The 26,107-nt window shown below is 39.3% G+C and carries 27 protein-coding genes and 6 pseudogenes; 8 read left to right on the top strand and 25 right to left on the bottom strand.

Annotation, left to right across the window (positions count from 1 at the left end; genetic code table 11):
- Positions 1-160 precede the first annotated feature (160 nt).
- The 6 genes and pseudogenes from AEX56_RS02935 to xerS all read left to right on the top strand — a co-directional run bounded on the left by AEX56_RS02935 (position 161) and on the right by xerS (position 5,504).
- Positions 161-412: a hypothetical protein gene (locus AEX56_RS02935; RefSeq protein WP_049617831.1), complete on the top strand. Its 252-nt coding sequence runs from the start codon at positions 161-163 to the stop codon at positions 410-412.
- Positions 413-514: 102 nt separating this feature from the next.
- Positions 515-1,297 carry a hypothetical protein gene (locus AEX56_RS02930; RefSeq protein WP_049617830.1) on the top strand — a complete coding sequence of 261 codons (783 nt, stop codon included), beginning with the start codon at positions 515-517 and terminating at the stop codon, positions 1,295-1,297.
- A gap of 74 nt (positions 1,298-1,371) precedes the next feature.
- On the top strand, positions 1,372-2,070 hold the full coding sequence (locus tag AEX56_RS02925) for a GntR family transcriptional regulator (RefSeq protein ID WP_049617829.1): 699 nt from the start codon (positions 1,372-1,374) through the stop codon (positions 2,068-2,070).
- A gap of 86 nt (positions 2,071-2,156) precedes the next feature.
- On the top strand, positions 2,157-2,489 hold the full coding sequence (locus AEX56_RS02920; RefSeq protein ID WP_049617828.1) for a putative DNA-binding protein: 333 nt from the start codon (positions 2,157-2,159) through the stop codon (positions 2,487-2,489).
- Between the two features lie 299 nt (positions 2,490-2,788).
- Positions 2,789-4,281 (top strand): annotated as a pseudogene (locus tag AEX56_RS02915) (signal recognition particle protein).
- 216 nt (positions 4,282-4,497) lie between these two features.
- Positions 4,498-5,504 (top strand): annotated as a pseudogene (gene xerS / locus AEX56_RS02910) (tyrosine recombinase XerS).
- Between the two features lie 65 nt (positions 5,505-5,569).
- Here the strand turns inward: xerS and AEX56_RS02905 are convergent.
- A pseudogene (locus tag AEX56_RS02905) lies at positions 5,570-6,464 on the bottom strand (YeiH family protein).
- A 179-nt stretch (positions 6,465-6,643) separates the two neighbouring features.
- Here AEX56_RS02905 and AEX56_RS02900 point away from each other — a divergent pair.
- Positions 6,644-6,964, top strand: a complete 321-nt coding sequence (locus AEX56_RS02900) for a LysR family transcriptional regulator (protein WP_049617827.1) — start codon at positions 6,644-6,646, stop codon at positions 6,962-6,964.
- 72 nt (positions 6,965-7,036) lie between these two features.
- Here the strand turns inward: AEX56_RS02900 and AEX56_RS02895 are convergent, their stop codons facing one another.
- The 24 genes and pseudogenes from AEX56_RS02895 to AEX56_RS02790 form a co-directional block, all read right to left on the bottom strand.
- Positions 7,037-7,465 (bottom strand): GNAT family N-acetyltransferase, encoded by a 429-nt coding sequence (locus tag AEX56_RS02895; protein WP_049617826.1) that lies wholly within the window; start codon positions 7,463-7,465, stop codon positions 7,037-7,039.
- A gap of 27 nt (positions 7,466-7,492) precedes the next feature.
- The gene (gene trmFO, locus AEX56_RS02890; protein WP_049617825.1) at positions 7,493-8,836 is read right to left on the bottom strand and encodes a methylenetetrahydrofolate--tRNA-(uracil(54)-C(5))-methyltransferase (FADH(2)-oxidizing) TrmFO; all 1,344 of its coding nucleotides are present in this window, start codon (positions 8,834-8,836) and stop codon (positions 7,493-7,495) included.
- A complete protein-coding gene (locus AEX56_RS02885; RefSeq protein ID WP_082326155.1) occupies positions 8,808-9,599 on the bottom strand; it encodes a DUF3307 domain-containing protein in 792 nt (263 codons plus the stop codon). Before AEX56_RS02885 ends, trmFO begins: the two co-directional genes overlap by 29 nt.
- Entirely contained in the window at positions 9,596-10,264 is a 669-nt protein-coding gene (locus tag AEX56_RS02880) for a SatD family protein (protein ID WP_049617824.1), read from the bottom strand. Before AEX56_RS02880 ends, AEX56_RS02885 begins: the two co-directional genes overlap by 4 nt.
- A 279-nt stretch (positions 10,265-10,543) precedes the next feature.
- Positions 10,544-11,450 (bottom strand): annotated as a pseudogene (locus tag AEX56_RS02875) (D-lactate dehydrogenase).
- A 19-nt stretch (positions 11,451-11,469) separates the two neighbouring features.
- Positions 11,470-11,775: pseudogene (locus AEX56_RS02870) on the bottom strand (PTS sugar transporter subunit IIC); the annotation flags it as partial.
- Positions 11,776-12,046: 271 nt separating this feature from the next.
- A complete protein-coding gene (topA, locus tag AEX56_RS02865) occupies positions 12,047-14,140 on the bottom strand; it encodes a type I DNA topoisomerase (RefSeq protein WP_049617822.1) in 2,094 nt (697 codons plus the stop codon).
- A 92-nt stretch (positions 14,141-14,232) separates the two neighbouring features.
- A pseudogene (gene dprA, locus AEX56_RS02860) lies at positions 14,233-15,082 on the bottom strand (DNA-processing protein DprA).
- A gap of 51 nt (positions 15,083-15,133) precedes the next feature.
- Complete coding sequence (locus AEX56_RS02855) at positions 15,134-15,904, bottom strand: ribonuclease HII (protein ID WP_049617821.1); 771 nt, start codon at positions 15,902-15,904, stop codon at positions 15,134-15,136.
- Positions 15,897-16,748, bottom strand: a complete 852-nt coding sequence (gene ylqF / locus AEX56_RS02850; RefSeq protein ID WP_049617820.1) for a ribosome biogenesis GTPase YlqF — start codon at positions 16,746-16,748, stop codon at positions 15,897-15,899. Before ylqF ends, AEX56_RS02855 begins: the two co-directional genes overlap by 8 nt.
- 128 nt (positions 16,749-16,876) lie before the next feature.
- Positions 16,877-17,674 carry an energy-coupling factor ABC transporter ATP-binding protein gene (locus tag AEX56_RS02845; RefSeq protein ID WP_049617819.1) on the bottom strand — a complete coding sequence of 266 codons (798 nt, stop codon included), beginning with the start codon at positions 17,672-17,674 and terminating at the stop codon, positions 16,877-16,879.
- A complete protein-coding gene (locus tag AEX56_RS02840; RefSeq protein ID WP_049617818.1) occupies positions 17,661-18,521 on the bottom strand; it encodes an energy-coupling factor ABC transporter ATP-binding protein in 861 nt (286 codons plus the stop codon). Before AEX56_RS02840 ends, AEX56_RS02845 begins: the two co-directional genes overlap by 14 nt.
- Positions 18,521-19,285 carry an energy-coupling factor transporter transmembrane component T family protein gene (locus tag AEX56_RS02835; protein ID WP_049617817.1) on the bottom strand — a complete coding sequence of 255 codons (765 nt, stop codon included), beginning with the start codon at positions 19,283-19,285 and terminating at the stop codon, positions 18,521-18,523. The genes AEX56_RS02840 and AEX56_RS02835 overlap by 1 nt, the downstream gene beginning before the upstream one ends.
- A 12-nt stretch (positions 19,286-19,297) precedes the next feature.
- On the bottom strand, positions 19,298-19,909 hold the full coding sequence (locus tag AEX56_RS02830) for an ECF transporter S component (protein ID WP_049617816.1): 612 nt from the start codon (positions 19,907-19,909) through the stop codon (positions 19,298-19,300).
- Complete coding sequence (locus tag AEX56_RS08905) at positions 19,893-20,123, bottom strand: hypothetical protein (RefSeq protein ID WP_236682956.1); 231 nt, start codon at positions 20,121-20,123, stop codon at positions 19,893-19,895. The genes AEX56_RS02830 and AEX56_RS08905 overlap by 17 nt, the downstream gene beginning before the upstream one ends.
- Positions 20,124-20,142: 19 nt before the next feature.
- Positions 20,143-20,466 carry a phosphorylase family protein gene (locus AEX56_RS08900; RefSeq protein WP_236682955.1) on the bottom strand — a complete coding sequence of 108 codons (324 nt, stop codon included), beginning with the start codon at positions 20,464-20,466 and terminating at the stop codon, positions 20,143-20,145.
- Between the two features lie 79 nt (positions 20,467-20,545).
- Positions 20,546-21,181 (bottom strand): Maf family protein, encoded by a 636-nt coding sequence (locus AEX56_RS02820; protein ID WP_049617815.1) that lies wholly within the window; start codon positions 21,179-21,181, stop codon positions 20,546-20,548.
- Positions 21,182-21,275: 94 nt separating this feature from the next.
- Entirely contained in the window at positions 21,276-21,524 is a 249-nt protein-coding gene (locus AEX56_RS02815; RefSeq protein ID WP_049617814.1) for an LPXTG cell wall anchor domain-containing protein, read from the bottom strand.
- Positions 21,505-21,645 carry a SpaA isopeptide-forming pilin-related protein gene (locus tag AEX56_RS08550; RefSeq protein WP_160315166.1) on the bottom strand — a complete coding sequence of 47 codons (141 nt, stop codon included), beginning with the start codon at positions 21,643-21,645 and terminating at the stop codon, positions 21,505-21,507. The genes AEX56_RS02815 and AEX56_RS08550 overlap by 20 nt, the downstream gene beginning before the upstream one ends.
- Entirely contained in the window at positions 21,642-22,007 is a 366-nt protein-coding gene (locus tag AEX56_RS02810; protein WP_049617813.1) for a prealbumin-like fold domain-containing protein, read from the bottom strand. Before AEX56_RS02810 ends, AEX56_RS08550 begins: the two co-directional genes overlap by 4 nt.
- Complete coding sequence (locus tag AEX56_RS02805; protein ID WP_443031014.1) at positions 22,004-22,936, bottom strand: MSCRAMM family protein; 933 nt, start codon at positions 22,934-22,936, stop codon at positions 22,004-22,006. The genes AEX56_RS02810 and AEX56_RS02805 overlap by 4 nt, the downstream gene beginning before the upstream one ends.
- Positions 22,937-23,054: 118 nt before the next feature.
- Positions 23,055-23,294, bottom strand: a complete 240-nt coding sequence (locus AEX56_RS02800) for a hypothetical protein (protein WP_049617811.1) — start codon at positions 23,292-23,294, stop codon at positions 23,055-23,057.
- An 84-nt stretch (positions 23,295-23,378) separates the two neighbouring features.
- Entirely contained in the window at positions 23,379-23,888 is a 510-nt protein-coding gene (locus tag AEX56_RS02795; protein ID WP_049617810.1) for a Cna B-type domain-containing protein, read from the bottom strand.
- A 96-nt stretch (positions 23,889-23,984) separates the two neighbouring features.
- Positions 23,985-24,659, bottom strand: coding sequence for a Cys-Gln thioester bond-forming surface protein (locus AEX56_RS02790; RefSeq protein WP_269082025.1), 675 nt, complete (start codon positions 24,657-24,659; stop codon positions 23,985-23,987).
- 368 nt (positions 24,660-25,027) lie between these two features.
- On the opposite strand from AEX56_RS02790, the gene AEX56_RS02785 reads away from it, so the two are divergent.
- Positions 25,028-26,008, top strand: coding sequence for a helix-turn-helix domain-containing protein (locus tag AEX56_RS02785; RefSeq protein WP_049617808.1), 981 nt, complete (start codon positions 25,028-25,030; stop codon positions 26,006-26,008).
- The last annotated feature ends 99 nt before the right edge of the window (positions 26,009-26,107 follow it).

Genomic DNA, 26,107 nt, shown 5'->3' with positions numbered 1-26,107 from the left:
ATTTAAAAAAGGACAGAGAGTTGAATTATCTGTTTCAGATAGCAAAACGAAGAAATATAAAAACTGGATTGGGACCGTTAAAGCAATAGATTTTTCTGCCGAAGGAGAACCACACTACCTTTATACTGTCGCCTTTTCAAATGGTGAGAAGGCGACTCAATTGAGAGATAGTGAGCTTCACACACCGACTCCACCTCAATATGCCAAAGAAGAAACGGTTCAACTTACACCAGAAGCTTCAACAAGTCTAGATGGCAATGGCACCGACTTAAGTTTTTATCGTACTTTAACTTTAGCAGTGAAAATTAAAGATATTCATGTCAACACCGCACTTGGCGTTGGCGGCGGATATAATTATGATATTCAATTAGATAAGCTCCTCGTTCCTCATGTAGAAGCAAAAAAATTGTGAAAAACCTATCACATTGATCTCAAAGAAGAGAACACAGCTGCGGAAAATGATGCTATTATCCGCCAATCATTTGATTATGCTAGAAACAATCCACATTCAATTTTGCAATTTACTAGTGGCCATTTCTTGATTGGTAGTCAAACACTTGAGACGGACTATCAGCTTTTACCATCTGATACAGAAATTCTAGGAAATGAGACTACTTTAAAAGTCAGTGGGAAAGTGCGTTGGCTAGGTTTACCTACCGGTCCAGAAGCGACGGATGGTGTGAAAAATTTCCAGATGTCTCATATGATTTTTGAAGCAGAAGATTTGTCAAAAGGTGCCAGTTTTATGATTATGACGAATCATGGGGATGATTGGATGATTCGGCATAATCAATTTATTATGGTACAACCAGCTGGTGGACATGTTTTTGATCTAGGTGGCTTGCAAAATTCACTTTTTGAGGGCAATGCTTTTATTGGATTTGCTCCCGAATTAACGAATAAGATTCCTCTTCCAACAGAGCACGGGCATGATTATTATGCCGAAGCCATTCAATTTGATAGATCTAGTAATAATGGAATTTGGGATGCGAATATCATTAAAGATGTAAATCCTGAGTTCTTTAATGACTATAATCAAGTAGCTTACAACAGCAGTAATATCACTGTTTCGAATAATATTTTTAAAGAATATCGTGATGTCAGTGGCAATATTATCGCTTATGGTCCAAGTATCGGTCAGCATCAGCATTCGTCAGGCGTGACAGACGCTTATATTTACCATAATACCTTCCAGAGTCCCCTGATTTCGCGTTTGAATAGTTCACTTTGGGTATTGCAACCTATCCATTTTAGTCCCAATTCCACCTTTGTATCTGAAAATAATACTATTCAATAAAGCATTGCATTCTACTCTGATAAAATTATGTTACAATAAAGATAAAATTAGATTTATGTAAAAAAGAGGTTATCATGATCCCAGCGTATATAAAGATACACGATCAAATTAAGGATGAAATCGAACAAAAAATTTGGAAAATTGGAGAACGTCTACCAAGTGAACGGGATTTAGCCGACCAATTCGGTGTCAGTAGGATGACCTTGCGCCAAGCTGTTACTTTGTTGGTAGAAGAAGGCGTACTGGAACGAAAAGTTGGCTCAGGAACCTATGTAGCTAGCACGCGTGTTCAGGAGAAGATGCGTGGAACTACTAGTTTTACAGAAATTGTGCGTTCGCAAGGCAAACAGCCTTCTACACGCCTGATTTCCTATCAAAAACGGTTAGCGAGTGAAACGGAAATTCAGTATTTACAGTTAAAGCCCAATGAATATGTGATTCGCATGGAACGAGTTCGTTTTGCTGGTCAGCTTCCTTTAGTTTTTGAGACAGCTTCTATCCCAGAATTCCTTATTCGCCATGCAAAACAGACTGATGTGACGGAGCATTTCTTCAAAACTTTGATGGATAGTGGTTATGAAATTGGGAGGAGTCAGCAGACCATCTATGCTAAAACAGCCAGCGAACGAGTGGCAGACTATCTAGGCATTAAAAAAGGTCATGCTATTTTAGCACTGACACAGATTTCCTATTTTTCTGATGGTCAACCCTTTGAATATGTCCGCAGTCAATATGTCGGAGATCGATTTGAATTTTATTTGGAAAATCACTAGTTTTCATATATTTTATTATGTCAATAAAATTCCTTTGCTTCATCTTTCTCTATTAAAAACCGTAGAAATATGGTAGAATAAAGCTTATGGAAATTGAAAAAACCAATCGAATGAACGCGCTTTTTGAATTTTATGCTGCGCTTTTGACGGGCAAACAAATGAATTATATTGAGCTTTACTATGCGGATGATTACAGTCTTGCAGAAATTGCTGAAGAGTTTGGTGTCAGTCGTCAGGCAGTTTATGATAATATCAAGCGTACGGAAAAGATTCTTGAAGATTATGAGATGAAGCTACACATGTACTCTGATTACATTGTGCGAAGCCAGATATTTGATGAAATCACCGCAAATTATCCTGAGGATACTTTCCTTCAGGATAAAATTACTGTTCTATCTAGTATTGATAACAGAGATTAGAAAAGAAATTGACTAAAGATATTGAATACAGAATGATAAGCTGTATTCAACTTTTATAACAACGAAAAGAAAATGTCCAGCCCTAATGGGTTTAGCCTTTTCTACACTACAGAGAGGAATTGAATACGGGCCACAAGCTCAATAGATTCCGTAATAACACTTGAAAGGAAATGAACAAGTTCGTGAGGTTTGAACACGAACTAAATGCTCGAAATTTAGATTGATTGTCTTAGATGCGCAACATCTTACGCCAATCTCCTGAAATTTATTCGCATTTTACGTTCTTTGTATCATACATTATGGCATTTGAAAGTTTAACGGAGCGTCTACAGGGCGTTTTTAAAAATCTACGTCGAAAAGGAAAGTTTTCTGAGAAGGAAGTTCAGGAAGTAACCAAGGAAATCCGCATGGCTCTTCTTGAAGCCGATGTGGCACTTCCTGTTGTCAAAACATTTATTAAACGCGTGCATGAGCGTGCAGTTGGGCATGAAATCATTGATACGCTAGATGCATCACAACAAATTATCAAGATTGTGAATGAAGAATTAACAGAAATTCTTGGTTCAGAAACTGCAAAGATTGAAACATCACCAAAAATTCCAACTATTATCATGATGGTTGGTCTGCAAGGTGCTGGTAAAACAACTTTTGCTGGGAAATTGGCCAATAAGCTGATCAAGGAAGAGCAGGCTCGCCCGATGACAATGTGCCTGTCTTTGATTTGGGGACAGAAGTAGCGGCAGTTGAGATTGTGCGTCAAGGTTTAGAAAAAGCTCGCGCGGATCATCATGATTATGTGCTGATTGATACGGCTGGACGTTTACAAATTGACGAAAAACTCATGCAAGAATTGCGTGATGTTAAAGCGTTAGCACAACCAAACGAAATCCTACTCGTCGTGGATTCTATGATTGGTCAAGAGGCTGCCAATGTTGCTCGTGAATTTAATGAACAATTGGACATTACAGGGGTTGTCCTAACCAAGATTGACGGTGACACCCGTGGTGGTGCGGCTCTTTCCATACGCGAAATTACTGGCAAACCCATTAAATTTACAGGTACAGGCGAGAAAATTACCGACATTGAAACCTTCCATCCAGACCGTATGTCTTCACGCATCTTGGGTATGGGTGACTTGCTGACACTGATTGAGAAGGCTTCACACGAATATGATGAGAAAAAATCATTGGAACTCGCGGAAAAAATGCGGGAAAATACGTTTGATTTCAATGACTTCATCGACCAGTTAGACCAAGTCCAAAGTATGGGACCAATGGAAGACTTATTGAAAATGCTTCCTGGTATGGCTGGAAATCCCGCTCTGGCAAATCTTAAGGTAGATGAGAAAGAAATCGCTCGTAAACGTGCTATTGTGTCTTCCATGACACCAGCTGAACGTGAGAATCCAGATTTGTTGTCGCCGAGTCGTCGCCGCCGTATTGCGACTGGCTCTGGAAATAGCTTTGTAGATGTCAATAAATTCATCAAGGACTTTAATCAAGCTAAAACTATGATGCAAGGCGTTATGTCTGGCGATATGAACAAAATGATGAAACAAATGGGCATTAACCCAAACAATCTCCCCAAGAATATGCCAAATATGCCCGATATGGGAATGGGGGGGGTGCCTGATCTGTCAGCACTTGAAGGAATGATGGGCGGAGCTGGTATGCCAGATATGAGTCAGATGTTTGGTGGTGGACTCAAAGGTAAAATCGGAGAGTTTGCTATGAAATCAGCTATGAAACGCCAAGCCAACAAAATCAAAAAAGCCAAAAAGAAACGCAAATAAAGAATAAATATTCGTTCTGAAAACACTAATTTACTTATATTTTATAAAAAGTTTGCGTAATCATATTTACGCAAACTTTTTATATCTTTATGGAACCATTGATGTCACCAATACAATACCATTCTTTGCAACATCTTTCCGAAAAACTATAATTTTCTTGAAAAATAGGTAAGGGTGTGTTATACTTCTACTATAAAGAACGATGAGGAAAATGTGATGAGACGTGAATTATTACTAGAAAAAATTGAGGAATTAAAAGTCCTCATGCCTTGGTATGTCCTGGATTATTACCAATCTAAATTGTCTGTACCGTACAGTTTTACAACGCTCTATGAATACTTGAAAGAATATCGTCGATTTTTTGAATGGCTTTTGGACGCAGATATTGTTCAGGTGACAAAAATTGCTGATATTGGGCTGGATACCTTAGAAAATTTGACCAAGAAAGATATGGAATCCTTTATTCTCTATCTACGTGAACGACCTCTTTTGAATGCCAATACGACACAAAATGGTGTCTCACAGACCACTATTAACCGCACTTTGTCGGCATTATCCAGTCTCTACAAGTATTTAACCGAGGAGGTTGAAAACGAGCAAGGCGAGCCTTATTTTTATCGAAATGTCATGAAAAAAGTCTAGGTGATGAGACCATGGAGTTTTTAGAATATGTAGATTGTGAATATGAAAACAAATTGTCTAACCGTGCTAAGTCATCTTTCCGAAAAAATAAAGAACGTGATTTAGCAATTTTGGCTCTTCTGTTAGCCTCCGGTGTTCGTTTATCAGAAGCTGTCAATCTAGACTTGCGAGATGTCAATCTGAAGATGATGATCATCGATGTCACACGAAAAGGTGGCAAACGGGATTCTGTCAATGTAGCCAGCTTTGCTAAGCCTTACCTAGAAGCCTATACTGCTATCCGTCAAGTTCGCTATAAGACAGAAAAGACCGATACAGCTTTCTTTTTATCGGAATACCGTGGCATTCCTAATCGAATGGATGCTTCTAGCATTGAAAAGATGGTGGCTAAGTATTCTGCCGACTTCAAAATTCGTGTGACGCCCCATAAACTACGTCACACACTTGCTACCAGACTCTACGATGCCACAAAATCCCAAGTTCTGGTCAGTCACCAGCTTGGACATGCCAATACTCAAGTTACGGATCTATATACTCATATTGTTAATGATGAGCAAAAAAATGCTTTGGACAACCTATAGTTTACATAATATAAATTACGCAACAAAAAGACTCATGTGAGTCTTTTTGTTGCGTAGTGAAGATTTTAAATCAATCCAATCCATTTTTGCAAGAAAATAGTTACGATGGTAATGGCGAGCCAACAGAACATACCCATCAAAATGGGACGACCACCTTTTTTAATCAAACGAATCAGATTAGTATTAAGACCAATAGCAGCCATAGCCATGATGATGAAAAATTTGGATAAATCTTTGAGCGGTACAAATGCTGCTTCATCTACTCCTGCTCCTGTAGCTATAGTTGTTATTAGGCTAGCTAGAATGAAGAAAAGGATGAAAGTTGGGAAAGCGTGCTTAATAGAAACTTTTGTGCCTGTTTCCTTGCGACTTTTCAGAAAAGCAAGTCCAAGTGTAATAGGAATGATGGCCAATGTACGAGTCAACTTAACGATGACTGCCTTGTCCAGAGTCTGTGTTCCCAAGTGGTAGAGGCTATCCCAGGTTGCAGCCGTCGCTGTAACAGATGAGGTATCGTTGACTGCTGTGGGAAAAGCAGAGCAGCAAGCACATTGAAGAAGAAAATAACAGAAATGGCTTGTGCTACTTCTTCGTCCTTAGCATCAATAACAGGTGCTGTTGCAGCAATCGCAGATCCTCCACAGATAGAAGAACCAACACCAATCAAGGTCGAAATAGTAGCAGGTATTTTCCACCACTTATGGAGTGCATAAGCTGTCAATAAGGCGACGGTTATGGTTGAAGTAAAATCACAGCATATTGCAATATTTTTTTGGATGTGTACTTAATGCCGGGTTGAAACTTCTCTCGCGTGCTAAAGTATGGTCCAACTATCATTCCTAGCAAAATAGCAAAAACAGCGCCACCGATGATGGGGAAGGACTTCCCTAAAAGGTGACTAAGAATGCCAATGAGGAAGCAAAGTACCAGTCCCCAGGAACGTTCTTTCCAATAATTCATAAAAACCTCCATGATTCAGTTGTTATTGTATTATAAGCTATTTTTGTGATAAAATAAAATGACAATTTTTGATAGCTCCATAAATATAGGTAATGATAAAGAGGAATATATGTTGGATTTTCGAATTGAGACCTTTTTAAAAGTCTGTGACCATATGAATTTCACAACGGCAGCCGACTGTGTCTCATCATATCAAATTCTTAGAGGATAAATATGGTGTTCCTTTATTCATCCGACAAGCTAGAAATCTGCAACTAACTAGAGCTGGTAACCGCTTATTTGCAGCCTTTCAGACCATTCATAACGATGAAAATCGGATTGCGCAGGAGTTAAAAGAGCTAGCGAAAGAGCAACAACAATTGACATTCGGTCTCACTATGACTATTGGAGAGTTTACATTGGCGTCTACCATGGTTCGCTACATTCAGGCACATCCAGAGACAAATATTGTCATTCATTATAAAAATAACCAGACTCTTGACTCTTCTAGAATAATTTGATGAGCGGGATTACGATGTTCGGCTTTTAAAGACAGAGGATTTTATTGCTGTTGCAGCAATGAATCATAATTTTCAAGTCCAGCCGCCGAGGTTATCTGATTTGGTCGGGGAGCGCCTGATTATGCGAGAAAGTGGCTCTGGGAACATTGGAATTTTTTGTTCAGCTTTTGGCACTGCAAAATCTATCGTTGGATCACTTCCATCGAATAACATTTCACTTAAAAGCTTGCAACCAACACCTTGGCCTTGGTACTTTTCAAAGACATTAAAGTCTACAATTTCAGGAAAATATTTTAAAGCACAAGGTCCATGCTGTGGATGAAACACTAGGGTAATATAACCACGATATTGTCCCTCTTCCACATCAATAAGCACTAGGCGTTCTTTGTTTTGAATTTCTATTAGGTATTGCTGTAAAATGCTTAGAAGCGATTCCCATCCTTGCTCAACAAAGGCTTGGTCGAGATGCTCAACATCTTCTTTTTGCAAGCCTCTAATCATAAGGGACTCTCCTTCATTTTGCTATGATCAAATAGTGAGATAGTCTTCTAAGTCTGCTAATGAGCGTTCAGCAATGGCTTCATAGCGTGCTTTCTTATCACGGATGCGTGGACCTTCTAATTCTTTAATAATACCGAAGTTAACATTCATTGGTTGGAAATGCTTGCTCTCTGCGTGCGTCACGTAGTAAGGGAGGCTTCCGATAGCGGTCGTATGTGGGAAAACGACCGCTTCTTTTTCTTTGAAGAGACGAGCGGCATTGATACCAGCTACAAGGCCTGAAGCGGCAGATTCCACATAACCTTCAACACCTGTCATTTGTCCAGCAAAGAAAAGATTTGGATTGGATTTAGAGCGGAAGGTCTGCGTCAAAAGATTTGGAGAATCCATGTAGGAATTGCGGTGCATGACACCATAACGAACAAAGTCGGCATTTTCAAGACCGGGAATCATTTGGAAGACACGTTTTTGCTCACCCCATTTGAGATGGGTTTGGAACCCAACGATATTATAGAGACTGCCAGCCGCATTGTCTTGGCGAAGCTGAACAACAGCGTAGGGTGTCTTAAACTCGCCATCACGCGGTCCTTGGTAGTCATCCGGGTATTCTAAACCAACCGGTTTCATCGGTCCATAAAGCATGGTTTTAATACCACGTTTTGCCATCACTTCAATAGGCATACAGCCTTCAAAATACTTTTCTTTTTCAAAAGAATTAAGTGGAGCTTCTTCGGCTGTTGTCAAAGCCTCATGGAAATTCATAAACTCTTCTTTTGTCATTGGACAGTTGAGATAGGCAGCTTCGCCTTTATCGTAGCGTGATTTGAGATAAACTTTACTCATATCAATCGTTGACTTGTCAATGATAGGAGCTGCTGCATCATAGAAATAAAATCCATCGCCACCATTCAAGGCATGAATTTTTTCAGCCAGAGCATCTGATGTCAATGGTCCAGTTGCAATAACAGTGATGGCATCAGATGGGATTTCTGTTATCTCTCCGCGAATGACCTCGATTAGAGGATGATTTTCTAGCTCTGCTGTTACAGCTTCCGCGTAACCTTCGCGGTCTACTGCCATAGCGCCACCAGCAGGCACTCGATGAGCTTCGCCGTTACGCAAAATAATGGAATCCAAACGACGCATTTCTTCTTTTAAAAGACCTACTGCATTGGTTAAACTATCCCCACGGAAGGAATTCGAACACACCAATTCCCCAAAATTAGCCGTTTTATGCTGAGGAGTTGGCTTAACACCACGCATTTCATACAATTTGACAGGAATACCACGCTTTGCAATCTGATAAGCTGCTTCGGAACCGGCTAGACCAGCACCAATGACGTTAATATAATTTGCTTTTTCTTGAGACAATCACTAATACCTCTTCGGGAGAAACTCCCACAAATCTTTCTAATAGAATAAAACTAGTATAGCACCAGGCGGCTATTAAGACACTTAAGATACTAAAGAGTGAGCCGATGAGATAATATTCAGCGAAGGCTGGATTTTCAGAAATTTTATTATAGCGGGCGATGGATTTTGCGGTAAATACAAGCCCAATGGACGTAAACTGACCAAAAACAATACAGATTCCAATGATAATTCGCTCCAGAAAACCAATAGCCGCTCCTGCACCTGGAATGGTATCCATTTTGTTGTCTTCTTCAGGCTGATATTTCTGGAAAAATATCCGAAAGGCGATATTAGTCGGCTTGGTAATGAGCACTAGAAAGAGAATGAGATTGAGCCATTTAACTTCTAACCAGATGGGAAGGCCCCATTCTGCAGTAAATTGACTTAGAAAGAGGATCATAGCAAGATGTAGAATCTGATCCAATGCAAAACTTTTCTGGCGGTTGAGGCAGAAAAGTTTTGCTATTTTTCCTTTAAATAAATCTAAGAGCGTGTGACTAAGAAAAATGAGGATAGCTATCCACCAAAGTTGGAATTGTAAGAAAACAAGAAAAATCAATGGCAGAACCACACCTATCAAATGAATCATGAGGAAATGGCGGTCGTGACCTTTTCGGTCTGCCACCTGCTGACTCTGAAGATGGAAATCAGAGAGAAAGTGGGAAATCAACAATAGGACCCAAATAGGGTTTTCTCTTAAACTGCTTGCAAATCCAATCATGCTTGCTCCTCCTTCATACTGTCTAGAATGAGGTCTAAAGTAGCTTGACGAAGCCGCAAATAGACTTTAATACTACTACTTTTGAGGCGTTTTGACAGAGCGCTTGCATTTAATTGCAAGGCATGTCCTAAGGCCTGTTGGTCAAAGCTTTCATCGTAAATGTTCATAGATAACATGGTCGAAAAAACCTCCTGCTGACTCGCGCGCCAGTCTGCTTTAATGGCGTCACCTGCAGCGATGAGAGCATTCAATTGAGATGTTTTTGTGGCATCACCAACCTTGATAGCTATGGATGTATTCCCATAATCATTTTTCTGATGTACAAATTGAATCGCTTCCCGCGCGTGCCAATAAGCTGGCCCGTCTGCACCAATACTCAGTTCTGGATTGATGTCGGTCACAATATCTCCTAAACCAATCCCGAAACGGACTGTATAAGGCGAAAGAATCTGGATAACATCATCGATGATGTGAAATAGCGGAGCGCCAATTTCGAACAACCCTTGGAATTCATCTCCTAAAGTAATGGAAAACTTAGAAACAAGGGCATCTTTGTATTTGTGATTGATATCTTCTAAGCACTTTTCCAGTAGCTTTTGGACATGGTATCGTTCTTTAATGGACTTTGAATCAACAAAATCACCAATAATAGCAAAATAAGCCATACTCTTCTCCTTTTTGAGTCTATTATAACAGACTAATGACACGAAGTCCATTATAATAGACAAAATGGGAAAAGTCCTTTATAACGGAAATAATAGTCAATTTCCATTCTAAAGGACTTTATATTTACGTAATATAATTTATGTCATTTGATAGCTGGATTATTAAAAAATTCTTCTACTTCTACTACTTGTTGTAGGTCATCGATACTTATGGTAATTTAGATTTTATCACCTTTTTTATAAGAAAAAGTCTAATCCTTTAGGATTAGACTTATAAAATTAGTTGACACGTGTGCTAGCTGTCCCAGTTTCTACCACTTCGCGAACAGCATTTAGTCCACCTTCAACTTGGTCCGAGATTTCTTTACCTTCAAAGTTTTTAGGTACATAAGGACGTTCTTCTTCGTAGGTATCAATACCAGCCAATTGACCAGCATCTAAAGCTTCTAACAAATCTTTTGTTTCAACCAAAGAAAGCACCACGCGCCATGTTCATCAAGATAGCATCGTCTTTCATGATGGCAAACATGTCTTTGTTGAATAGATGATGGCTATCAGCAGTTGGTGGCATATGAAGTGAAATCACATCCGTTTGTTTCACTGCCTCTTCTACTGAATCAACATATTCAAAGATTTCTTTAGCAGCATCTGAGCGATAGATATCATAACCGATCACACGACAACCAAATCCTTTGAAGATGCGAGCTGTTGCAAGTCCAATACGACCTGTACCGATAATCGCTACTGTCATATCCCCAAGTACACGTCCACGGATTGGTAAAGTCCATGAGAAATTATGGTTGGCAACATTTGAGCGAATCAATTCAACTTTACGAATCAAGTTTAAGGCAATGGTTACTGTAAATTCAGCGATTGATTCTGGTGAATAACTTGGTACATTTGTAATGATAATATCATTTGCACTAGCCACTTCCATATTGTACATATCTGTACCAGCACTGCGTTGAGCGATTTGCTTGATGCCCATTTCTTTTAATACAGGATAGATAGCATCATCAAGCGGACCAACTTGAGCATTGGCAATTCCATCAAATCCTTCTGCTTCTTTTATTGTGTCAAGCGTCAAGGGTTGATCTGTAAGAGAAACTTCAATACCATTTTTTTGTCCCCAAGCTTCAGCAAGACTAGCTTCTTCACCGCGAACGTTAAATAATTTAATTTTCATTTCTGCTTCCTCCTATAGATTAAATATCCAATTTGTAGTCCATTGGATCAATGATTTTCACTACTTTTGTAAAAAGATAAACAAATGCAAAGTTCAAAGCAATTGGTGCCACAACAAAGACAAGGATGATCAAAATGATATTTCCAACTGACCAGCCACCGTTGGCAAGGTTAAGAGCATTGATAGGGCCAATCAAACCACTGATACCAAAACCAGCACTTGCAGGTGTTCCTTGAATGTTGAAGAGTGCTGCAAGAATACCAAGTACGGCTGCAGAACAAATCATTGGTAACATGATGATCGGTTTTGCAAGGACATTTGCCATAACTCCTTAGATTTTATAAACACCATTATATACCTATCGGGGTATATTGTCAAGGATATTTATTTTTAAAAGTCAGAACTAACTGTAAAAATAGATTGCTAGAGTTGAATAAAAGATTTATTAAACTCTAGAAAGTAAACCGATTTTGATTCTACTTAATAGTACCTTTGTAAAATATCTAACATTCCATATCAGATTTTATTTTCTGGTAGACTGAAACAAAAAATCCTTAGAATTAATTTTCTAAGGATTTTGGGTTCTAAACGAATTTTTATTTCACTTTTTCTTCTTCGTAGTCGCCATTTGGACAGACAACTTGTTTGCCACCGCCACGAACTTTCTTTTCAACTAAATAATGGTCACGTTTTGGACAGTTACGTCCCACTGGTTTGTCCCAAGAGGTAAAATCACATTCTGGGTAGCGATCACAACCATAGAAAATTCGATTGCGTTTGCTCTTACGCTCAATGACTTGTCCTTTGTGACAAACGGGACAGGTTACGCCGATTTCTTTGGTAATCTGTTTGGTATTACGGCAATCTGGGAAATTACTACATGCGTAAAATTTTCCAAAACGTCCCAATTTTATGACCATAGGATGACCACAGACATCACAATCAAATCCAGCTGGTTCATCCTTGATTTGGATTTTTTCCATCTCTTCTTCTGCTTTGGTTAATTCTGTCGTAAATGGTTTGTAGAAGCCATCAATGACCTTTTGCCATTCTTCTTTACCAATTTCAACGTCATCCAGCTTTTGTTCCATTTCTGCCGTAAACTTCACATTTACGATATCGGGGAAGAATTCAACAATTAATTTGTTGACAATTTCACCCAGTTCAGTTGGTTCAAATCGCTTCGCGACTAGTTTAACATAGTAACGTTTTTGAATGGTTTCAATAGTTGGTGCGTAAGTTGACGGACGCCCTACGCCATTTTCTTCCAAGGTTCTAATCAATGTCGCCTCAGAATAACGCGCAGGCGGCTGAGTGAAATGCTGTTCTGGATTGCTAGAGGTACGTACAACCGTATCGCCCTTTTCCATGTCTGGCAGCATTTTATTTTTGTCAGAGTCATTGTAGACTGCCATATAGCCGTCAAATTTCAACTGACTACCGTTAGCTGCAAAGAGGACTCCATTTTGTCCCAAACGCACATTCATAGTATCAAATATTGCAGCTGTCATCTGGCTAGCTACAAAACGATTCCAAATCAGCGTATAGAGGCGTAGTTGATCCTTATCCAAATGCTTAGCAATAGACTCGGGTGTTAAGAAAACATTGGACGGACGAATCGCTTCATGGGCATCTTGTGCACCAGAGTTATTCTTAACGCGGCTACCATGTTTAGAATATTTTTCTCCGAAACGCTCCGTGATAAAATCCGCAGCCTGTCCTTGAGCTACGGGACTGATACGTGTCGAATCCGTACGCATATAGGTAATGAGACCTTGCGTACCACCAGTACCAAGATTAACACCTTCATAAAGCTGTTGTGCTACCATCATGGTTTTACGTGTACGGAAATTGATTTTATTAGCTGCATCCATTTGCATCGTAGATGTTGTATAAGGAAGCGGAGCATTGCGCTTGCGTTCCTTTCTTTCTACCTGCTCAACTAGGAAATTAACACCATCCAAGCGTGCCAAAATGTCTTTTACTTGGCTGTTATTTTCAAGTTTGACCTTCTTGCCATCCAGTCCATAAAATGCAGCTTGGAATTTTTTAGTTCCCTTTTTGAAAATCGCATCAATAGTCCAGTATTCTTCTGGTTTGAAGTGATTGATTTCATTCTCACGATCAATGATGAGTTTTAGAGCGACGGATTGCACTCGGCCAGCGGACAAACCTTTTTTTACTTTTTTCCATAGAATAGGTGAAATAGAATACCCCACAATTCGGTCCAAAACACGACGTGCTTGCTGGGCATCCACCAAATCACGGTCAATAGAACGTGGTTCTTTAAAAGCATTTTTTACTGCGTCCTTAGTGATTTCGTTAAAGACCACACGGTTATCATCTTTTTCATCTAAGTCTAAGATATGTGCTAGATGCCATGCGATAGCTTCCCCTTCACGGTCCGGGTCACTTGCCAGATAAACTTTTTTCGCATTTTTCGCTTCTTTTTTGAGTGAGTTAATGAGCGGTCCCTTACCACGTATATTGATATACTGGGGCTCATAATTATTTTCAAAATCAATGGACATGGTCGATTTTTTTAAATCGCGAATATGACCAACTGAGGCTACAACCTTGTAATTGCGTCCTAGATATTTTTCAATCGTTTTTGCCTTAGCAGGCGACTCGACGATGACGAGATTCTTTTTGGTTGTAGTTTTTTTCTTGCTTGCTGTTTTTGTAGCCATCTTTTTACCTTCAAATAAAATTAACTCCAAAAAGAATAAACTATTTTTTTAGCACTGTCAAGAATTTTCTTTTTCCTATAGGAGAACTTTGTTTAAAGTTGATACTCTGAAAGCACATCCATTCCTGATGTAATACACTTTGCACCTTCTTGAATTAAATGATGACAGCCATCAGATTTTCCATCTAAAATGGAACCTGGCATGACAAAAATCTCTCTTCCCTCTTCTAAGGACTAAGGCACGTTCACAGGTGATGAGACTGCCCGATCGCATTTTCGCTTCTGCCACGACAATTCCTTGAGAGAGACCAGCAATAATCCGGTTGCGCTCAGGAAAATGGAATTTGAGCGGTGCTTGGCCTGCCTCATACTCAGACAATATCAAGTGATGTTTGGCAATATAATGTTGCAATTCTCGATTTTCCTTTGGATAATAAATATCTAAACCACAACCAATTACAGCAATTGTTTGACCACCATTTTTTAGACTAGCAATGTGAGCCGCCGTGTCAATCCCACGTGCCAATCCGCTGACAATCACAAAACGATTTTGAAGCTCCTTGATTACTTTTTTGACTACTTCGGTACCATCCTTACTGGCTTTCCGTGCTCCTACTATTCCCAATTTTGTCTCCGTCAGTAACTCCAAGTTTCCTTAATAAAAGAGGAGAACAGGCAGATTATACATTTGTTTCAGCTCTATAGGGTAAATATTATCTAAAATCGAAAAGGATGGAAATTTGTTAAAGATCTCTCGGCAGTTTTGGAGGTCTAGTTTTTTATAATTTTCTAAGAAGAGAACAGGATTTTTGCATTCAGAAACGACAGCCATATCTCTGATAGACAATTTTCCTTGGACGGTTTCCTGATACTTTAAAATTTTATGGATATTAAGATTATTTAAGCCAGCTTGCCTAAATTTGAAAAGTTCGAAATTGTTCATATTAGATCCTCCATCTATTTTATCCGTAAATGAAAATAAAAAATGAGGAAATTACTTCCTCATCATTGATTTTATGGGCTCAAAACTTTTACGATGAATGGGTATCACACCAAATTTTTCTAATCCTTCCAGATGTGCTTTGGTCCCATAGCCTGCATTTTTTGCAAAATCATAGCCTGGAAATTGCTGATCGTAGTCCACCATAATCTTGTCACGGGTAACTTTAGCCACGATAGAGGCAGCTGCGATGGACAGACTATTGGCATCACCTTTGATAATGGATTCTTGTGGAATAGCCACATCTAACTTCATGGCATCAATCAAGAGCATATCAGGTTTTGGTCTCAACTGACTGAGAGCTTCTAACATGGCTAACTTGGTCGCTTCGTAAATATTGACTTGATCAATAACGTCTTGATTTTTAATCCCAACTCCTACTGCCACAGCTTTTTCCATGACTTGTTGGTAAATTTCCTGATGTTTTTTCTTGGGAATCTTCTTAGAGTCATTGAGGAAAGGAATTTTACAATTGATTGGTAAAATGACCGCTGCAGCGACTACAGGGCCTGCTAAAGGCCCACGTCCTACTTCGTCAATGCCTGCAACCAACTGGCACCCTTTATCATAGGCAATCTTTTCATAGCGCAGCATTTGCTCCAAACGTACGTCTTCATCTAAGAGTGCCTGAATATCTTTCCGTTTCTTTTTGAGAGCTGATTGGACTCCAGTGCGGGAATCTTCCTCAATCTCCGTCAAACGTGGATCTGCTAGATCTAAAATAGCTGCCAATTCCTCTTTGATTTCCTTGATGGTCTTAGTCATTGGCACCGTCCTGATCAGGTCTATCTAGTGTGTAGAGTCCTAGTTTACCATCTCGCATTTCTTTGACAAAAAGATTATAGAAACGGTCATAATCATCACGGAAACCCAATTCGCGGGTCATATCCATAATGATGTCTGGTGACTCAGCTTCCAAATCCATTTGCTTGAAACGCTCCTGAAGACGTTTTGGATAATAGGTCTTGAAATAATTGAGCCCGAAAATGGTGACCTCATCCATTGGTAATAACTGGTCTTTAATAGCACCCGTCAAGGCTAATTTCAGTGCTACTTCTTCATCTTCAAACTTGGGCCAAAGAATACCTGGTGTATCTAAAATTTCCAAATCTTTATTCGATTTGAGCCACTGTTGGCCCTTGGTTACACCTGGTTTGTTACCAACAACAGCAATTTTTTTACCTGCCAAACGGTTCATGAGCGTTGATTTTCCAGCATTAGGAATACCGATAATCATGGTACGCAATGTTTCGATTTGAATGCCTCGCTCTTTCTGACGAGCAATTTTATCTTTCATGAGGGACTTAGCAGCCTCGGTCACTTTTTTGACGGTTGATTGCTCTTTGGAATTGATGCAAAGCGTTCGAATACCTTGTGCTCCATAAAAATTCTGCCATTCCTTTGTTAAAATCGGATCTGCTAAGTCAGCCTTGTTCAAAATCAATAATTTAGGTTTATCCCCCACAATTTTGGTTAACATAGGATTTTGACTGGATAATGGCAAGCGTGCATCCACCAAAATGGTCACAAAATCAACAAATTTAATATTTTCTTGAACCTGACGACGCGCCTTTGACATGTGGCCCGGAAACCATTGAATAGTAGCCATATTTTTCCTTTCACTTTATAAATTGTTTTCTGAAATAACGTATCCTATTATACCATAATTTACATTATAAATCGGCTACACCAATTCATACAAAAAACCCAGAAGCAAAAACTTCTAGGATTTTTCATTTACCCTTGTTTAAAGGCGACAAATTCTTCTGGTGTTAAAAATACTTGGTCATAGCCCAAAGCATGGCAGAGCTGAGTCGTCGTTGGTTGTGATAGATAAGCGTTTTCGAGCGCTTCTTTCTGACCAAACACTTCTTTGACAGTGCCATCTAAAAGCACATGACTTTGGGAAAATACAATAGCGCGTTCAAAAGTCTCTGCTACAAAATCCATATCATGTAAGATAGAAATGACAATTTTTCCTTCTTCTGTCAAAGATTTCATAACTTTACGAATCAATTCTTTACCAGCATCATCTTGAGCGATAGTCGGTTCATCAAAAATCACTACTTGTGTATCCATGGCTACGATGGCTGCAATGGATACCATTTTGCGGTCTGATAAGCCCAAGTCGTAAGGATTGACTTTGTCAAGACCTGTTAGGTTCAACATATCCATGGCTTTATGGGCAGCTTTTTCGGCTTCCGCCTTAGACATCCCCATCTGGAGAGGCCCAAAAATAATTTCATCTAAGACCGTATGCTTAAAAATTTGGTCATCAGGATTTTGAAAATTCAAGCCAATAGACTTAGCAATCTGTGCAACTGTTTGATCTTTTAAATCTTGCTCATTGAAGAAAATTTGACCTTGACTTGGTCGTAAGAGACCTTTCAATAGCTTAACAAAAGTTGTTTTTCCAGCACCATTTTGCCCAATAATGGCCGTTGAACGCTGATCCAAAACCAAATTTATCCCTTTCAAGACTTGCGCTTCCTCAGAATAAGAGAAATGTAAATCCTTTATATCAATGCGGTTCATAGCTTCCTCCTTCCATTGCTAAAAGCTGGCGCGCTTCTTCAAGTGTCACAGGGTAAGTTTGCCCATCTGAAAGCGTCAGACCTAAGGCGCGACAAATTTGCGTAAAGGTAGGGGGCATCACTCCATACTGATCCAAGTCATCACGAGAGAAAATAGTTTGTGGCGTATCAAAGTCAATCAATTTTCCATCATGCATTAGCATGACGCGGTCGCTGTAAGCAGCAATTTTTTCAATTTTGTGCTCAACCATGATAACAGTAATGCCTTGTTGGCTCAATTTCTCAATCGCTTGGAAAACTGCTTCGCTTCCTTGAGGATCCAACTGAGAGGTTGGTTCATCCAGAATGATGACTTCTGGTCGCATAGCGATAATGCTAGCAATCGCTAGCCGTTGCATTTGACCTCCTGACAAATCGAAGGGAGCACGGTCACGGTATTGAGCAATATCCAAAAGCTCTAAGCTCTCTTCAATGCGTTCCTTCATCTCTGTTTCTGATAAACCAAAATTCTCTAAACCAAAGGCAACTTCTTCGTAAACAGTTGCTTTTGAGCCAGTAATCTGGTTAAAAGGCTTTTGAAAAATACTTCCGACTTTCTGGCAAAGTTCATCCACTTCCACGGTACGAACTTCTGTCTCATCAATCCAGACTTTCCCACCATAAGTTCCACGGTAAAAATTTGGAACTAGACCGGTTAGAGCTTGAGAGAGCGTGCTCTTGCCAGCACCGTTTGAACCGACGACTCCGATAAATTCACCTGGCTTAATCTGACAAGTGATACCGTTCAGGGCTAATCTGTCCGTATAAGGATATTTATATTTTAAATTTTCAATGCGAATTTCTGCCATTAGAATACCCTCTCTATAATCGCCAAAACGATACCAATCAAACAGAGCACTTGAATCCAGCTGTCGTATTTAGAACGAACGGGTGGATTGATAAAGGTTTTCTTGTTTTTTGAATTGAAGCCGCGCACTTCAAGTGCGATGGCACGCTCTTTGGTATCGATAAAAGAACTCATAATAACAGGTGACACCAGTGGCAAGAATGCTTTGACACGCGTCATTAGAGATCCTTCAGTTTCCATTCCACGGCTCTTTTGCGCATCCGTAATGGTCGCCATCCGGCTAGTCATCTGCGGAATTAATTGAAAAAGAGAAATAAAAACATAACCAAAGCGTGGTGAAAATCCCTTACGAACCAGATCTTCAATCATATCAGAGGATTTAGTTGTCAAAATCAAGACACAAAATGCCAAAATGATATTGATGACATTGAGTGCGATCTCCAGGGCAAATAGCAATCCCTCTTTATAAAATACAACTGGTCCCAAGGTCAAAACAGGTGTTACATTTCCTTGACGGAATAGCCCTTGAATGAGAACAACCGTAATCAAAACAATGGCAGAAAGACCAAGAATAGGGAAAGTTTTTTTCCAAACTTTAGAATGCGATAAAAGTGTTTGGCTTAACAAGATAGTTCCAACAAATACCCAGAGATTTCCAGTGATAATGGGAATTATAATAATAGAGAGAACGTAAAGCATTTTTGTAATAGGAGACAAGCTATTGAGAAAGGACTGCTTGTCTTCGTATAAACTCATATTTTTCATGCAAACCTCCTTCTAATCTAGACTTTCGATAGCACTGTTGCTTTGGTAGAGCGACAAGAGACTCTTTGGCAGGCTCTTATAGAGACTAAGCACTAAGAGCAAGACCACCAATTTATCTGGAATATCCACGACCACTTCGTCCATGAAGGAAGCTAGCCAAACTGGTGAATCATGTGCTACCATCCAAGCGTAAAGCAAATCGCCCCAGAGATTTCCGGTTGTCCCACCCCAGAAAATTATATTAAGAGGTGTAGAGACAACTACTGCCGCAAATCCTGCAACAAGACCAGTCACAATGGCACCGCTGAGCTTTCTCATCATGCCATAATAGGCCATAATTCCGACAGTGATTCCTAGCGCAGCATTGGTCAAAGCATACACGGTCGCAATAGGATCTACCGTCAACCCATAAATCACATTATTCATGACACCGACGATGGCACCGACAACAGGACCTGCTAAGCAGGCAGCTAGGCAAGTACCGATGGAATCCAGCCAAAGAGGGAGTTTAAGTACACCGGCAAAGAGCTTACCAATGTAGTTAATCCCAACTCCTGCAGGAATTAAGACTAGAGCTGCCGTGTTGAATTTTAAACTCCACGGATTATTATTCTTCCATTTCATGTTTTATCTCCTTTTGACTCTTTTCTAAGAATACAATGGCTTCAAGTGCTGTCAAGACTTCATTTTCCTCGCCTTGGGCAGTAGCTGATGCACGGTCTACATATTGATTGATTTCTTGGTCCAATCTCCCTTCAAAAAGGCCAACTGTATTTAAGATAGAGCCTGTTTTAATACCACGCAATGTCCCAATGGTAAACAGAGCAGCACTTTCCATATCAGAACCTAATACTCCTTTATTGAGAAGAATTAGATCGCCTAGTCCAATATGAGGCTGAAGGGCAGGCACCACAAGACCCTATACGAATCATATACTCGACACCAATACGATGTAATTCTTCCACCGCAATTCCTGTTGAAGGCCCGCCCGTGCCAGTTGATGTGATCATAACTCGAACTCCTTTATAGGTACCCGACACGGATTTATGTTCACGATTAAAGGCAATTAATTTGGGATTTTCTAGAAACTCAGCGACTCGATCGACTCGTCCTGGATCTCCCGGTAAAATAGCAAAGCGTGCAGCATGTTCCTTGCTGCAACGAATGTGAGGTTGTAACATTTCTGACTCCTCTCTCCCAAAACATACTCCTATTGTAAACCATTTCACAGAGAAAAGCTAGAGACAACCAAGGCCCAAACTAGGCATTAAAAATCCGATGTGCTGTTTCCGCAACAGGTAAGCCAATAATGGTATGTATATCGCCACGAATTTCCTTGATGAAACGCGGATCTAGCTCCTGAATACCATAGGCACCTGCCTTGTCTAGTGGCTGTTTTTTCAGTAGATATTCTTCTACTACTGGTTCTAATTCTGGGTAAAAATCTACAAAATCAATTTCGGCCAAACAGTAAAAAACTTCCAACCAATCTTTTGTCCGCAGGCACACTGATGTCGCTACCACATGACTCTTACTAAAATAAGATAAGAACATCTGACGAGCTTCCTCTAAATCCTCAGGCTTGTTATAAATCTTGCCTTCATGAATCACAATGGTATCTGCTGAGATGGCAAGGACACCGTCATCAAGTGGCAAATCAGATTTTGCCTTGGAAATCTCGCAGCAAGTCTTAGCAGCCCGTGTCACAAAATCGTCTGACTGATAAAATTTCATAAAATGTTCTTCAATTGCCCGTTCATCCACGTCTCTTGTTTCAATCACAGGATTTAAAAAAGTCAGTAAATTCCGTCTTCGAGGAGACTGAGACAGGAGCAAGACTTGCTCAATTTTGCCTTTTTTTCCAACATTTTCATAATCAAAAACACGCTTCTCCATAGGAAATCCACTCTTTCTTTTTTTATATTATAACATAGAGCATCCTCTTAAAAAATCAAGGAAATGAGGAAGTTAGAAGTCAACTCAATCTGGATTATTTTACCCTCTCCAAGAAAATAACCATAGCTACTACCAATGATACAATACCTGCAATAAGCAAGTTCATTGTTTCAGTTGAATTGGTTTTTGGAAGGACTTTTTTCTGAGTTGAAGTTGGTTGAGTAGGAACCGTATCCTTAGGAGAATCCTCTGGCTGTTCTTTTGGTTCGTCCTTAGGTTCAGGTATGACAGGTTCTTTGTGGTCTGTCACTACCAAAGTATTATTAACAACCTTTGGCTTCATCAGATTTCGCGGAAAGGATAGCGACTTGCCCTTTTTCGTCAACGGTAAACTCGATATCTGTTACTGCTTTATAACCATCTGGTACTGTCGCTTCATGGAAAGTATATTGACCTGGTTTCAAGTTAACAAATTGAGTGACACCAGTAGATGTCCATTCGTGAACGATTGTTTCACCTTGCTTGAGTTGAATATATGCGCACCTGCTAATTCGGCGCCTCCCAAGTCAACTTTACTGATAGCAATATCAAATTTCACTTCTGGAACAAGAGTTTTTGTATTGGCTACGACCAAAGTATTGTTTGTAACATCTGCCTGACCGTTTTTAATGACAACTGTACGAGGAGTAGCATCCAAATCGTAACCTACTCGTGCTTGGACTTCAGCAATCACATATTCACCATCTGGCAATTCTGATAAGCTAGCTTGACCATTTGCACCTGTTGTCACAGTTCCAAAATCTTTGGTAACCACAGTTGAAGTCAATGTTGGTTTGAGATTTGCTTTTTCGACGAGAAGAGACTAGCTACTTTGTTATTGACAAGGTCTAATTCAGCTTGAACTTCATTTATTAGTGCCTCATCAACTTTTTCAGCTTTCTGTAAGGTTTCTAATTCCGCTTGTAGGGTTGCAGTTTCTTCATTAAAACGAGTCAATTCGCGATCAATTGTACTTGAATCAACTGTAGAATTTGTTTCTGTCACTTTTCCTGTTACAGAGAAGATGGCACCTTCTAGAACAGCATTTGTCACTGCATCCACTTTTTGAATGGTGAACGAACCAGTTGGGGTTTCTACTTGTTTAGCCACCGCTTCATCCACAACCGTCAAGGTATTTTGATCAGATGCAACTTTATTGCCATCACCGTTCAAGATATACACTTGACCGTCCTTACTAATAGCAAAGGTAATCGCTGTAACTTTCACATAACCTGTTGGAGTAGCAATTTCGTGGAATGTATAGACGCCTGGAAGGAGGGAAATGGTTTGAACGGCGCCATTTGAAGTCCATTTATTGACAACTTGGTTGGCAGTATCACGAATTTCAATTTGAGCGCCTGCAATATCTTCACCACCAAGACCTACTTTTGAAATCTCGATATCATGTTTCTTAGCTTGGTCGATGACCGTGAGAATAGAGCCATTGGTCTTCGCTTCTGTGCTGGTAGTAGTCACTTGACCAGTTCCATCTACTGTAAAGGTAAAGGTGGTAACTACATCGTAGCCTGCTGGAGTCGTATTTTCTTCAAAGGTGTACTCACCAGCTGCCAATTGAACTTTGAGGTTCTCTTTTGTCGTTACATAATTTTCAAGTTTGACCCCATTGACATCCGAAACCACTTGACCTGTTTGCTTATCACGAACAGTAACGGTCGCATTGTCTAAGTTATCCCCAGCAATATTTTGCTTGCTGATTTCGATTGGGAACTGGGCAGAGGTATATGTGTTGGTCCAAGTAACTGTGTCATTACCTGTTCCGTAGATTGTTGTATTGTCTAAGACAGAAGTTTGTTTTGAGGAATATCCTTCAGTTTCATATTTCCATTTTAACTTTTAAATCGATTTTAGGAATGTTGTAAACATTGGTAAAAATATAAGATTTTTCAGTAGTTGTCTCAGTTTCTTGAACATCTACACTATAAACTTTTTTAGAAAGTTCTACTTGATCACCAATAGTAGCTGTCTGATTGTTATCGCTAACTTCCACAACTAAATATTGGGTTAATTCATCTTTAGGAACACCCCAAGTAGCTGTTTCTTTATCGGTAATCACCTTATCTTGGGCTGTATCTTGATTATTTTTTAATAGACGTAATGTAACTGTTGATTCAGGACCGTTTGGTGTTGCGCCGATCCATTATTTTTGAGCTGTAATTTTTGCTAGTTCAGCATTTATTTCTTTATTCGTTAAGGTAACTTCTTTAACCTCTTGATTCGGAGTTTCTCTATCAACTGTTACAATTGGATTATCTTTCAGAGAATATCGAGGGTCTCCATCTTCCACGAAAGTATAATTAATTTTACCTCCGTCCTTATCTGTTGTAGGTAAATTGGTAAATTCACCAGACCATTGATTTCCAGATAAATCTTTCGCATCTGCTCCATTTGCTTTCAACTGTAATCGAGCAACTAAGAACGATTTCTCTGCATCAGGAACCGGTTGGTCATTCTTATCAACCCAGTTTTTATTAATTTTTATGGAAATATATGGAGCAGATTTGTCCTTCATTTCAACAACTGAGTTTGGAACTACCACTCCTTGAATGGTTACTTGACCATCTGCAGAAAAATGAAATTCAATCGGATCAGCTTTCAAGCATCCAACCGGAGCTGCATCTTCTTGAAAAATATAATCTCCTTCAGGCAAATGGAACTTTACATTGTTAGTTCCTTCCCAAACACTAGTTTCCCAATAATAAAGTACAGTTCCTGATTTTGTTGTGATTCGAACATTAGCCTCCAGCTAATTCGCTGTTTGTATCCGTTGCAATTTTTTAATGGTTACAGTTGAACTTTTATATTCGTTTGAAACAGGTTTTACAAAATTCGTTGAAAGAAGGTTTGGATACTCACTACCTGTTGTACTTACTCGAGTTGGTCTATACAAGTCAAGTATCATATTTTCATCATAATTATTTAAAGTTAAGCCATTTAAAGGACTTCCTGCAACATTCGTATCTCCTAGTAAGAAACGATAGACATACCATGCTTTTTCATCCATAGTTGCTTCTTTTTCAATAGCATCTACTGCTAAATCCTTTGGATTTGTTGCTTGCTTTTCAGTATTATCCGTATAATACCAAATGGCTTTTTGTGTTGCGGCATATAATTCTGCATCACTGATGGTTTTTAAGTCATCTCTAGTAGATTTTGCAAATGCATCGCGAATTTCTTGGATACGCGTATTGTCACCATTTCGATAACCATTATAAACTACTTGTAAAACAGATTTCATTACATTTGCATCCAGTTTAGCTTTGCTGGCCAAATTAGCAAACAACTGTTCTGTAGCGGCTATCTTTGTGTAGGTAGGGAAAAAGCCGTTCTCTCCAACATTTTCTAATGGAATAGTATCATCAATTCCTATAGAAGGATCAATATCTGGTACGGACAAAGATGCATTAAAACAGTAGGCAATTATTGAGTTTTCTATAATTTCCGGCAGAACGGTTGCCTTGAATATAAATCATTTCATTACCTGTAAGAAGTTTCGGTCCTCTTTCGTACAGATCTTTCTTAACTGAGTACGCTTCGTAACCACCGGCTACGCCATAGTTATTTGTTTCAGCTGCTCTTAGGACACTTGTTGCCCCTAAATAAAAACAGCTAAAGCACCCAGTATCTTGGCGAAAAATGGAATGTTTCATTTTTAGAACTATTTTCAACGCATTTGAGAGGTTTTTTCTGAAAATTGCAACTTTATCATTTGCTACAAAAATATTGCAATAATATTTGACAATGTAGTCAAATTATGAAAAAATGTCTAATAAATAAGTGGGGGTCAACATGCTAGATAGTTATTTAGAAGAAAAAATTCAGTCTCAAGTGATTGTACTAAATGCCCTACTAGAATTTAAAGAACTTTCAATTACAGAATTATTGGAAGTTACCAAGCTAACTGAGAAGACTGCTATAAAAATCCTTTTAACTCTTCAGGACTTATCCATTTACAACCCAATCAAGTTCATATTGACGACACACAGACTGTCAATAAACTTAATTTTTATCATAAAATCTACCAGCAATCGACATTCTTACAGCTACTCGCCTACTTTGCTCGTCCAGAAAAAGAAAGTTTTTCCACTTTTACCTTACAGATGTATATGTCTCGCGCCACCCACTGCTTATCGTTTGAAAGCAAAATGCGAAGCATTTTTACAAGATGTTGGGCTATCTTTACGAAAAAATAGACTAATAGGACCAGAATATCGTATTCGTTGTTTGATTGCTCTGTTAGACTACCGTTACGGTTATCATCTCTATGATTTTAATGACGGTAGCTATGATTTAGTGTTGAATTTGATGGTGGCTTCAAATGACAATCTCTCTCGTGAAATACTAGAGAAAACCCCTGATGAGTATCTATTTTTTGCGACTTTGCTTTCTTTAGGATGGAAATGTGCTGTTGCAAAAGGTTTGATTGCAAAATGTCAGTATTTACTGGGCGAAGATATTGTTAATTCGCGCATTTTTCGTGCAGCTATTGTCTTGATCAGTAAGAACTTCTTATATGATTTACAAGGTCTCCTTCCTGACTACTACTTCTTCACTCTTCAAGATGATTTGGTCAACCCTATGCCCCAAACTATTTTGCTAGAATGGATGGAGGATAATGGCTTTACCAATCCCCTAAATCCCAAACCGCTTTCTCTTTTGACCTTGCAGCTACAAGAAATTATTAAGACAGACCTAAAATCTGTACCTGTCTATATTTGTCATAATGATTTGGCTGATCTCTTATCTATTACTTTCCTGACAAAGTACTGAATATCCGCATTATCAATCCCCATACTGACAGCATCCCTGATTCCATTGATGAAGATAATGCGCTTATTTTATGTGATCAGCAATAAAGTGTCTATCTCC

Source organism: Streptococcus sp. X13SY08, from assembly GCF_001182825.2.
Taxonomy (GTDB): Bacteria; Bacillota; Bacilli; order Lactobacillales; family Streptococcaceae; genus Streptococcus.
The sequence above is the reverse complement of the archived record's forward strand: the minus strand, read 5'-3'. Positions and strand labels throughout refer to the sequence as shown.

Bases quoted from the DNA above. Each gene is read 5' to 3' on its own strand.
- AEX56_RS08900 (WP_236682955.1), bottom strand. From the start codon at position 20,466: ATGTTACAACCTCACATTCGTTGCAGCAAGGAACATGCTGCACGCTTT.
- AEX56_RS02815 (WP_049617814.1), bottom strand. From the start codon at position 21,524: ATGAAGCCAAAGGTTGTTAATAATACTTTGGTAGTGACAGACCACAAA.
- AEX56_RS02840 (WP_049617818.1), bottom strand. From the start codon at position 18,521: ATGGCAGAAATTCGCATTGAAAATTTAAAATATAAATATCCTTATACG.
- ylqF (WP_049617820.1), bottom strand. From the start codon at position 16,748: ATGGCTACTATTCAATGGTTTCCGGGCCACATGTCAAAGGCGCGTCGT.
- AEX56_RS02830 (WP_049617816.1), bottom strand. From the start codon at position 19,909: ATGAAATGGAAGAATAATAATCCGTGGAGTTTAAAATTCAACACGGCA.
- topA (WP_049617822.1), bottom strand. From the start codon at position 14,140: ATGGCTACAAAAACAGCAAGCAAGAAAAAAACTACAACCAAAAAGAAT.
- AEX56_RS02895 (WP_049617826.1), bottom strand. From the start codon at position 7,465: ATGATTAGAGGCTTGCAAAAAGAAGATGTTGAGCATCTCGACCAAGCC.
- AEX56_RS02855 (WP_049617821.1), bottom strand. From the start codon at position 15,904: ATGACTAAGACCATCAAGGAAATCAAAGAGGAATTGGCAGCTATTTTA.
- AEX56_RS02785 (WP_049617808.1), top strand. From the start codon at position 25,028: ATGCTAGATAGTTATTTAGAAGAAAAAATTCAGTCTCAAGTGATTGTA.
- AEX56_RS08905 (WP_236682956.1), bottom strand. From the start codon at position 20,123: ATGGAAAGTGCTGCTCTGTTTACCATTGGGACATTGCGTGGTATTAAA.
- AEX56_RS02835 (WP_049617817.1), bottom strand. From the start codon at position 19,285: ATGAAAAATATGAGTTTATACGAAGACAAGCAGTCCTTTCTCAATAGC.
- AEX56_RS02885 (WP_082326155.1), bottom strand. From the start codon at position 9,599: ATGATTGGATTTGCAAGCAGTTTAAGAGAAAACCCTATTTGGGTCCTA.
- AEX56_RS02820 (WP_049617815.1), bottom strand. From the start codon at position 21,181: ATGGAGAAGCGTGTTTTTGATTATGAAAATGTTGGAAAAAAAGGCAAA.
- AEX56_RS02925 (WP_049617829.1), top strand. From the start codon at position 1,372: ATGATCCCAGCGTATATAAAGATACACGATCAAATTAAGGATGAAATC.
- AEX56_RS02920 (WP_049617828.1), top strand. From the start codon at position 2,157: ATGGAAATTGAAAAAACCAATCGAATGAACGCGCTTTTTGAATTTTAT.
- AEX56_RS02845 (WP_049617819.1), bottom strand. From the start codon at position 17,674: ATGAACCGCATTGATATAAAGGATTTACATTTCTCTTATTCTGAGGAA.
- AEX56_RS02880 (WP_049617824.1), bottom strand. From the start codon at position 10,264: ATGGCTTATTTTGCTATTATTGGTGATTTTGTTGATTCAAAGTCCATT.